At 32.4% G+C, this 8828-nt stretch carries 11 protein-coding genes and 1 riboswitch; of the genes, 5 read left to right on the forward strand and 6 right to left on the reverse strand.

The genetic code is table 11. The annotated features are described in order from the left end of the window. From AC27L2_RS13515 to AC27L2_RS13525, 3 genes are all read right to left on the reverse strand, one after another. The coding region (locus AC27L2_RS13515; RefSeq protein ID WP_487212305.1) for a PLP-dependent transferase at nt 1-143 on the reverse strand (143 nt) is incomplete at its 3' end. A 77-nt stretch (nt 144-220) separates the two neighbouring features. After that, nucleotides 221-331: riboswitch (SAM riboswitch) on the reverse strand. A gap of 112 nt (nt 332-443) precedes the next feature. Continuing rightward, nucleotides 444-1832, reverse strand: a complete 1389-nt coding sequence (locus AC27L2_RS13520) for an aspartate kinase (protein ID WP_487212295.1) — start codon at nt 1830-1832, stop codon at nt 444-446. A gap of 38 nt (nt 1833-1870) precedes the next feature. After that, complete coding sequence (locus tag AC27L2_RS13525; RefSeq protein WP_487212296.1) at nt 1871-2917, reverse strand: D-alanine--D-alanine ligase family protein; 1047 nt, start codon at nt 2915-2917, stop codon at nt 1871-1873. A 95-nt stretch (nt 2918-3012) separates the two neighbouring features. On the opposite strand from AC27L2_RS13525, the gene AC27L2_RS13530 reads away from it, so the two are divergent. Further along, entirely contained in the window at nt 3013-3849 is an 837-nt protein-coding gene (locus tag AC27L2_RS13530) for a cysteine peptidase family C39 domain-containing protein (RefSeq protein ID WP_487212297.1), read from the forward strand. Nucleotides 3850-3852: 3 nt separating this feature from the next. On the opposite strand, the gene AC27L2_RS13535 is transcribed toward AC27L2_RS13530, so the two are convergent. Both AC27L2_RS13535 and AC27L2_RS13540 read right to left on the reverse strand, forming a co-directional pair. Beyond that, the gene (locus tag AC27L2_RS13535; RefSeq protein WP_487212298.1) at nt 3853-4350 is read right to left on the reverse strand and encodes a SixA phosphatase family protein; all 498 of its coding nucleotides are present in this window, start codon (nt 4348-4350) and stop codon (nt 3853-3855) included. Further along, nucleotides 4350-4955, reverse strand: coding sequence for an HD domain-containing protein (locus tag AC27L2_RS13540; protein ID WP_487212299.1), 606 nt, complete (start codon nt 4953-4955; stop codon nt 4350-4352). The genes AC27L2_RS13535 and AC27L2_RS13540 overlap by 1 nt, the downstream gene beginning before the upstream one ends. 122 nt (nt 4956-5077) lie before the next feature. Here AC27L2_RS13540 and AC27L2_RS13545 point away from each other — a divergent pair, with 122 nt between their 5' ends. Further along, complete coding sequence (locus AC27L2_RS13545; RefSeq protein WP_487212300.1) at nt 5078-5851, forward strand: SDR family oxidoreductase; 774 nt, start codon at nt 5078-5080, stop codon at nt 5849-5851. Between the two features lie 61 nt (nt 5852-5912). Here AC27L2_RS13545 and AC27L2_RS13550 read toward each other — a convergent pair whose 3' ends face one another. Then, complete coding sequence (locus tag AC27L2_RS13550) at nt 5913-6524, reverse strand: L-threonylcarbamoyladenylate synthase (protein WP_487212301.1); 612 nt, start codon at nt 6522-6524, stop codon at nt 5913-5915. Nucleotides 6525-6684: 160 nt separating this feature from the next. On the opposite strand from AC27L2_RS13550, the gene AC27L2_RS13555 reads away from it, so the two are divergent. The 3 genes from AC27L2_RS13555 to queF form a co-directional block, all read left to right on the forward strand. Then, nucleotides 6685-7842, forward strand: coding sequence for an MFS transporter (locus AC27L2_RS13555; protein ID WP_487212302.1), 1158 nt, complete (start codon nt 6685-6687; stop codon nt 7840-7842). 81 nt (nt 7843-7923) lie between these two features. After that, complete coding sequence (gene queC, locus AC27L2_RS13560; protein WP_487212303.1) at nt 7924-8613, forward strand: 7-cyano-7-deazaguanine synthase QueC; 690 nt, start codon at nt 7924-7926, stop codon at nt 8611-8613. A 17-nt stretch (nt 8614-8630) separates the two neighbouring features. Next, nucleotides 8631-8828: preQ(1) synthase (queF, locus tag AC27L2_RS13565; protein WP_487212304.1), on the forward strand; the 198-nt coding region annotated here is incomplete at its 3' end.

Here is an 8828-nt window from a genome sequence, read left to right on the forward strand (position 1 = left end):
CCAAATAATTTGGCTGCATGGTCTGCACTGTCAAAAACATATGAAGTTGTTTGATAAATAGGAACTGCTCGTGCATTTGTAGCCTTGTCTGGTTGTTGTCCTGCATGCAGTTGCAATGTTTCGAATCTGTATTTTTTGTTCATTTTATCTCCTCTATTGTTTGTATATAAAAAAAAACCTCTTCGGGAAGATTCCAGAAGAGGCTAATGAAAAATTCTCTTTCTCATCTTTCCCGCAACATAAAGTTGGGGCAGGATTTGGCACCTTTCCCAATTAGGGATGGTTGCCAAGGTGTCATCGGGCCTGTTCCCTCGACCTTTCTTGATGATACTTTTTATTAAAGAACAAACTTAGTTTTAGCAAAAATATATTTTTATTAACCGCTTGTCAAGATATCAATGAAAATTTATAAATAATTATGAATTTTTATTCACATTCAAAAATTACCGGTTTGTAAATAATTCATCATGAAGAACATTCAATGCAGTCTTCAGATGTTCTTTTTTAATTACAATTGTTAAATTCAATTGTGATGAGCCCTGTGCAAGTGCTATTGTATTAATTCCATTTTTACCTAAAGCAGATAAAACCATGCCAGGAACACCAGGTGTATTTAATAAATCTTCTCCAACAACAGCAAGCATCGATAGATTTTCAATTATTTCTACTCTTTTTATTTGGTGTTCAAAAATTTCTAACTTGAGTTCTGTTTCAATTGCTCTTTTAGCTTTCGAACTATCAGAAGGAAAAACGGCAAAACAAATTGTATGTCCAGATGAACCTTGTGTAATCAAAAGAACTTTTATTTTTTCTTTTGCAAGAGCATTAAAAATTCGAGCAGAAATTCCTTCTATTCCAATTAAACCACTTCCTTCCACCTGAAGCATGTGAACATCATCAATCGATGAAATTCCTTTCATGTTGAATTTAATATTTGGCTCTCGCGGCAAAATTAATGTTCCTTTGAAAGATGGATTGAAGGTATTTTTGATTCTAATTTTTATTCTTTTTTGCAAAGCTGGAAGTAATGTCGGCGAATAAATTACTTTGGCACCAAAGTGAGACATTTCCATTGCTTCTTCATATGTTACAGCTTTAAGTGGAAATGCATTTGGTACTTTACGCGGGTCAGCGGTCATAATTCCATTTACATCTGTCCATATTTCAATTTCATCAACATTTAATGCTGCTCCAATAATTGAAGCAGTAAAATCTGAACCGCCTCGTCCCAATGTAGTTGTTTCCCCGCTGATTGTTGATGCAATAAATCCAGTAACTATCTGCAGCTTTTTGTGTTTTGAAAAATATTCTTTAATCAATTTTGTTGTTATTTCATAATTAACTTTTGCATTGCCAAATTGTTCATCAGTTTTAATTATTTTTCTTGCATCTAAAAATTCGCACTTAAGTCCTCTTGAGTTCATTGTTTGAGCTATGATATAACATGATAAATATTCACCAAAACTCATTACTTTATCGAGTGTTCGGGCTGTAAGTTCTTTTAATAGAAATACACTTTTTAGAACTGCGTATAATTCCTCTAATGTTTGCTCAACAAATTTTTTTGGCTTTTCAATTTTTGTATTTGGAATCAAATCACTAAGTGTCTTCAAATGTTTTTCTTTTATCTTCAAAAAATTTTCTTCAAATGTTTCATCACCTTTACTTGCTTTTTTTGCAGTATTGATTAAATCATCAGTTACACCAGACATAGCAGAACAAACAACTGCAATTTTTTCTTTTCTTTTCAGATAATCAGAAATAATTTCAATTACAGAATTTATTCTTTCCGAGCTGCCGACTGATGTTCCACCAAATTTTAAGACTTTCATTTTAGATTGCCTCTTCAAAAAACTTCTCTTTATTAAATTTATTTATTAACATTATTAAATTTTCTTTGATAAGCAAAATCAACAATCATTTTCAAAACTGTATCGTATGAATAGCCTGCATGAGATGCAGACCTCATGAAGCCGGCATCTTCCTGTAAATCTGGATTTGGATTGACTTCAAGGACAAAAAGTTTATTGTCTTTCGAAAGACGCATATCAACTCTTGCATAATCTCTGCATCCTAAAGCCGAAAAACATTTTAATGCAATTTTTTCTGCTTGAATTCTAATTTTATCATCAAGCGGAGCAGGACAAACCGGAATTGTTTTATGATATGCTATGTGATAAGGGTCCCACTTTGCCTGAAAGCTTACTATTGGATGCAAATCTTCCGGCAATTCTGAAAAATCTATTTCACTAATAGGAAGCACTTCAGGTTTTTTATCACCAAAGACTGCAACATTAAGTTCTCGTCCCCATATAAACTCTTCAATTAAAACTGGTTGATTGAGATAATCAAAAAGATATTTTATTCTCTTTCTCAAAGAATCAATATTGTAAACAACAGCATCATTGTCTATTCCAACACTTGCATCTTCATAAGCAGGTTTAACAATCAACGGATAATGTAAACTATGTTTTAATGATTCATCTAAAGATTTTATAATTTTAAATCGAGGAGTTCTAATTCTAAGTGAACTTAAAATTCGCTTTGTCAAAACTTTATTCTGACATGTTCCCAATGTAATTGGTGGAGCACCTGTATAAGCAAGATTTAACAGTTCTAAAAGACCAGTAAAATTCATTTCGAGCTTTGGCTGGTCTTTATAAAGTTCAACAAGATTAAAAATTACATCAGGTTTATTCTTTTCTAAATCCTCTAAAAAGAAATTTAAATTGTCTTTAATATTCAATAGATAAGCATCATAACCTGACTTTTTAAGAGAATTCACAATTTTTTCATATTCATAAAATGGGTGAGTCTCTTCAATTTCAAAATATGGTGTAAAATCTAAACTTTCTTTCTTTTCCTTCTTTTGATAAACATGCGGGTCAACATCGTTAAAAACTACTGCTACTTTCATAGGTTTGAAAAATTTTTTTCACAAAGAAAATAAAAAAGTTGGGGATAACAAAACTTTTATTATTTTTGCTGCAGTTTGAAAACAGGGATTAAAATTTGAGTTTTTACCCGCAGCCAAACAAATACCAGTGTGGTCCCTTTGCTCTCAAATATGCACTCGTCATGCTTGGAATTTTTAAGGACGAAGATCAAATTGGGATTATTGCAGGAAGCACATGGTGGGCAGGAACTGATGAATTTGGACTTGCACGAGCTGCAAGAAGATTTAACTGCAGAATGAAACACTTTCAATCCAGCAATCCTGATGATGCAAGACGAATGCTGATTCAAAATCTTAAGAAAGGTTATCCATGCATTCTTAGCGTTAAAAACTGGGAACATTGGAATACAGTTGTAAGCTATCAAAAAGGAAAATTTGTTGTAATTGATAGTGAACTCGAAAAAGTGGTAAGTGTTGTTACTTCAACTCAATTATTAAGAAATTGGAAATATATAGAAAAAGGAACAGACATTATTAGTTACGATGGTTATGCATTAATTCCCAAATTTAAAGTTCATACACGAGCAAAGTTTACTCCAGAAAAAGCAATTCAATTGATGTATGATAAAAATGAAGACCTCGCCCGCAAGTGGGACCAATATACAAATGATTTAATAACAATTTGCAAGCCACGCACAAAGCTTAGTTATAATGTAATTACATTTACAGAATTCTTAAGAAGAAATGAATTAAATCTTGTAAAGCGAGTAGCCAACTGGCACGGCGAACCAACCTATTCAGAGCTGAAGAAAATTCTAATGAATATGAAATTTGTTGCTGAGGTTTATGACCTTGTAATCCCAGAAGATGAAGAAAAAAGAGCTGCAATTGATGTAGCATCTATTTTAATGATGTATTCATGTGGTAAATATGGAATGACTCCAATTTATTAAAATCTACTTAAGATATTTCTTTGGATATTCAAACAAAAAAATTTCTCCTGTGTCTCGTTCTATTTCTTCCCACTTTTTTAATCTAAATTCAATGCCTACAATTCCGCATGTTGGGATGTTGTCAATAAATTTATTTCCAAGAAAGTTTGCAAAAGATGTTAAACCTGGATTATGACCCACAATCATTACTGAAGAGTAAGTTTCTGGAATGTTATTCACAATATCACAAAGTTCTTTTATTCCTGCTTCATAAATTTTTTCTTCTATAATGAAATTTTCTTTTTTAATATGTAATTCTTTTGAAAATATTTCTGCGGTTTTTAATGAACGCAGAGCATGACTTGAATAAATTGCATCAACAGAAATTTCTTTTTGCCTAAACAGTTTTGCCATGAAAGGAGCATCGCGTTTTCCTCTTTTATTCAAAGGGCGTTCGATATCGGAAAGAGATGAATCGTCCCAGCTTGATTTTGCATGTCTTAAAAGAAATAATTGTTTCATCAGGATTGCGAAAGTTTGCTTAATTCTTCTTTCAACTTCTCAAGGTTTTTAGTCTTTTGAGCATTGAATTCTTTTCTTGCAAATTCTGTAAAGAATTTATGTTCGCTTAAAAAATCGATGCTTTTCTTCAGCCATTCAGCTTCTGTTAATTGTCTTCCAAAATAAAATTCAAATTCCTCACGGAATAAATCATTACGGTCTTTAAAACTTTTCTTGCCAAGATGAGATAAATCAGAATCACAAATAATTTCTTCTAAGATGTTTTCAGGTTTCTGAGGAACTTTTGTAGCCAAAATACATTTTTTAATTTTTTCTATTTTTTCTTTTGGATAGTTTTCTTTCAAAAGAAATTCTTCTGCGTACTTTGCACTAATTTCTTCATGACCTTCTACTTTTTCAATATAACCTAAATCGTGAAACCATGCTGCAATTATCACAATTTCAAGTTCTTCATCACTTAGATTTGAAGCTCTACCAATTATTTCTGCAGTCTCGGCTACATTTCTTGTGTGGTCGACATCGTGATAAACATGATTCGAAGAGATTCTTGATTGAAGAAGCGACAGAACAAATTCCTTAACTTTTTCAATTAACTCATAATTCATAACATAATCTCAGCTAATCTTAAATAAAAAATAATAATTTTTTTTACATACTAAAATTTATTTTAATTGATTTGAATCATAAAAAGATAATTAATTTTAACAAACAAATTTTTGAGGTTTTTATGAAGTCATTAAAAGGAAAAATAGTTTTTATAACTGGAGCTACATCCGGCATCGGCAAAGCATGTGCTTATGCTTTTGCTAAAGAAGGAGCAAACATTATAATTAATGCAAGAAGATTAGAACTGCTGAATGAAATAGAAGATGATATCAGAAAAAAGTATGATGTAAAAGTTTATTCATTCAAATTAGATGTTCGAAACCGCGAAGAAGTATTTAATTCAATTAATTCATTGCCAGAAGAATGGAAGAAGATTGATATACTTGTTAATAATGCTGGACTTGCACGCGGATTAAATAAATTTTATGAAGATAATCCCGATAACTGGGAAGAAATGATTGATACAAATGTGAAAGGATTATTGTATGTAACTTATGCCATTCTGCCAGGAATGATTGAAAGAAAATCAGGACATATAATAAATATTGGTTCAATTGCCGGACACGAAGCTTACCCTCGAGGTGCAGTTTACTGCGCAACAAAACATGCAGTCGATGCAATTACAAAATCTCTTCGAATGGATACAATTGACAAAAATATTTTAGTCAGCACAATTGACCCAGGGCTTGTTGAAACAAATTTCAGCCGTATCAGATTTGATGGAGATGAAGAGAAAGCTAAAGCAGTTTATAAAGGTTTAACTCCACTTACAGGTGAAGATGTAGCCGATGCAGTAATTTTTTGTGCTACTCGTCCGCCTCATGTCAATATAGCACAAATAACACTTCTTGCAGCTCAACAGGCTACAGCGACAATTGTTTACAGGAAAGAATAAAAATTTCGGGGTTGTCTAAAATTAAGAATCAAAGTAAATACAAATTAGACAACCCCTAAAATCATACAAACATACTTACATCACCTGCACCAACACGAATTACTTCAGGTTCATCTTGACTTAAATCAATAATGCTTGAGGGTTCTCCTTCAAGAGCACCTGTAGATAACATTAAATCAACTTTAGTATTAAAAATCAATCTAATCTCTTCAGGGTCGAATAAAATTTCACCTTTTCGATTTGTAACACTCGTACTAACAATTGGATTACCCAGTTCTTTTGCAAGCATGAGAGCAACTTTATGGTCGGGAATTCTAATTCCAACTGTTTTTCTTTTTGTCCATAATTTTTTGGGAACTTCTTTTGCGGCAGGCAGAACAAATGTATATGGACCCGGCAATAATTTCTTCATTACTTTGTATGCATAATCAGAAACTTTTGCGTATTTGGAAATATCTTTTAAATCAGGACATATAAAGCTGTAGAGCTTTGTTCCCGTTTCATGTTTTATTTCATAAATTCTTTCAAGGGCTTCGTGGTTATAAATATCACAGCCAATTCCGTAAACTGTGTCTGTGGGATAAATTATCACCCCACCTTTTCTTAATACTTCAACAGCTTTATAAATATAACGCAGTTGAGGAGTAACGGGATGCAATTCATAGAATTCCATAATTCCTCCTTTATTATTTTGGAGAAAATTTTGTATGATAAATTCCCCCAAGCATATTTAGTTAGTAAGTAGCGAATTGACACTATAAATGTTAAAAGTTATTTGCTAATAGTCAACTCAAAAATATTTTCTTAGATTTATTTATTAAATTTTATGAGTTATGAAAAATAAAATTCCACGAGCAGTTGTAATTCTCGGCTTAATCAGCTTCTTTACAGATTTTGCAAGCGAGATGCTTTATCCAGTAACCCCAATTTTTTTGACTGCGGTTCTTGGCTCTTCTATGACTATCGTTGGCATAATTGAAGGCATAGCAGAAGTTACAGCAGGATTGCTGAAAGGTTACTTTGGTGCTCTCTCTGATAAATTAGGAAAAAGGTCAATCTTTGTAATAATTGGTTATGGAATTTCCGGAATTGTGAAACCCTTACCCGGAATTTTTCCTTACATATCAACTGTAATTTTTTCAAGAGTAACAGATAGAATTGGAAAAGGAATTAGAACGGCTCCACGAGATGCTCTTTTAAGCAGCTATTCAAGTGAAAAAAATTCCGGTTCAATCTTCGGCTTTCATCGTGGAATGGATACACTTGGTGCAGTTGCGGGACCTCTTACAGCAATTTTACTTCTTAAAATATTCCCAGAAAATTATCGGCTGATTTTTATTCTTGCATTTATTCCCTCGGTCTTTGCAATTGCATTTACATTTTTTGTAAAAGATGTTCATTCAAAATCATCAGAAATTAAAAAAAGTGTTCTCAAAAATTTCTGGAAAACTTCACCAAAAAACTACAAAATCATTTTGTTCATGTTAACTATATTTTCACTTGTCAACAGCAGCGATGTATTTCTAATTCTCAGGTCAAAAAATATTTCACATTCAGATACGAAGGCAATTATGGGATATATATTTTATAATGTTATTTATGCATTATCATCTTATCCGTTCGGAAATTTATCCGATAAATTTGGAAAGAAAAAAATTTTTGCTGCTGGTTTATTTATCTTCTCAATTGTTTATTTTGTTTTTGCAATTAATACAGAGCCAATTGTGATTTGGATATGCTTTGCATTATACGGAATTTATGCAGCATCAACAGAAGGAATTGCAAAAGCATGGATTAGCGATATTATCGACATTAACTTCCGCGGTTCTGCAATTGGTCTTCTTACAACTCTAATGAGTTTAGGTGTGATGTGTAGTTCAATAATTACAGGATTTTTATGGGATAAGTTTGGAGCTACTGTTCCTTTCCTGATTTCTTCTGTTGTAAGTTTTATTATTGCATCCACACTTTTAATCTGGAAAAAAGTTTAGGCAGGTTTCCTGCACTAAATCTTCTTTCCTTATCAAAAGCTAATTTGCTATTTTTTCAATAATAATTAAGAAAAGTAGGTTATGAGTAAAAATAAACTTGCAGTTGTAGCAGTAAGCGGTGGAATGGACAGCTGCGTAACAGCAGCAATCGCAAATCAGGAATACGAACTTGCTCTTGCTCATATCAATTATGGACAAAGAACAGAAAAACGAGAACTCCAAGCATTCAATGATATTGCAGATTTTTATGGTGTTGAAAAAAGATTGATTATAGACTTCACTCACTTTTCAAAAATTGGCGGTTCATCTTTAACCGATTACAATATTGAAGTATCAAAAGCTAATCTGCAAAGCAAAGAAATTCCTTCTTCTTATGTTCCTTTCAGAAATGCAAATATACTTTCTGTTTGTGTAAGCTGGGCAGAAGTGCTTAAAGCAGAAGCTGTTTTTATTGGTGCTGTATATGAAGATGCAAGCGGATATCCTGATTGCCGTCCAGAATTTTTTGAAGCATTTGAAAAAATGGTCGACTTAGGCACAAAACCAGAAACAAAAATAAAAATTGTTACTCCAATAATTCATTATTCAAAAGCAGAAATTGTTAAAAAAGGAATTGAATTAGGCGCTCCGCTTCATTTAACATGGTCTTGTTATCAAAATGAAGATGAAGCTTGTGGGATTTGCGACAGCTGTGCATTTCGACTTAGAGGATTTCAATTAGCTGGAATTGAAGACCCAATTCCATACAAAGAAAAACCAAAATATGTTTAACAAAAAAACAAAATACTATGAACGAGAAGCAAAAAATACTTGAGACCTTCCCAAATCCAAATCCTGAAAGAGATTATTTAATTATTCACACGGCACCAGAGTTTACTTCTCTTTGCCCCAAAACTGGTCAGCCCGATTTTGCAACAATAATTCTTGAATACATTCCAGACAAACTTTGTGTAGAATTAAAGTCCTATAAATTCTATCTGCAATCT

Source organism: Rosettibacter sp. KY25 (assembly GCF_057554405.1).

Bases quoted from the DNA above. Each gene is read 5' to 3' on its own strand.
- AC27L2_RS13520 (WP_487212295.1), bottom strand. From the start codon at position 1,832: ATGAAAGTCTTAAAATTTGGTGGAACATCAGTCGGCAGCTCGGAAAGA.
- AC27L2_RS13525 (WP_487212296.1), bottom strand. From the start codon at position 2,917: ATGAAAGTAGCAGTAGTTTTTAACGATGTTGACCCGCATGTTTATCAA.
- AC27L2_RS13535 (WP_487212298.1), bottom strand. From the start codon at position 4,350: ATGAAACAATTATTTCTTTTAAGACATGCAAAATCAAGCTGGGACGAT.
- AC27L2_RS13540 (WP_487212299.1), bottom strand. From the start codon at position 4,955: ATGAATTATGAGTTAATTGAAAAAGTTAAGGAATTTGTTCTGTCGCTT.
- AC27L2_RS13545 (WP_487212300.1), top strand. From the start codon at position 5,078: ATGAAGTCATTAAAAGGAAAAATAGTTTTTATAACTGGAGCTACATCC.
- AC27L2_RS13550 (WP_487212301.1), bottom strand. From the start codon at position 6,524: ATGGAATTCTATGAATTGCATCCCGTTACTCCTCAACTGCGTTATATT.
- AC27L2_RS13555 (WP_487212302.1), top strand. From the start codon at position 6,685: ATGAAAAATAAAATTCCACGAGCAGTTGTAATTCTCGGCTTAATCAGC.
- queC (WP_487212303.1), top strand. From the start codon at position 7,924: ATGAGTAAAAATAAACTTGCAGTTGTAGCAGTAAGCGGTGGAATGGAC.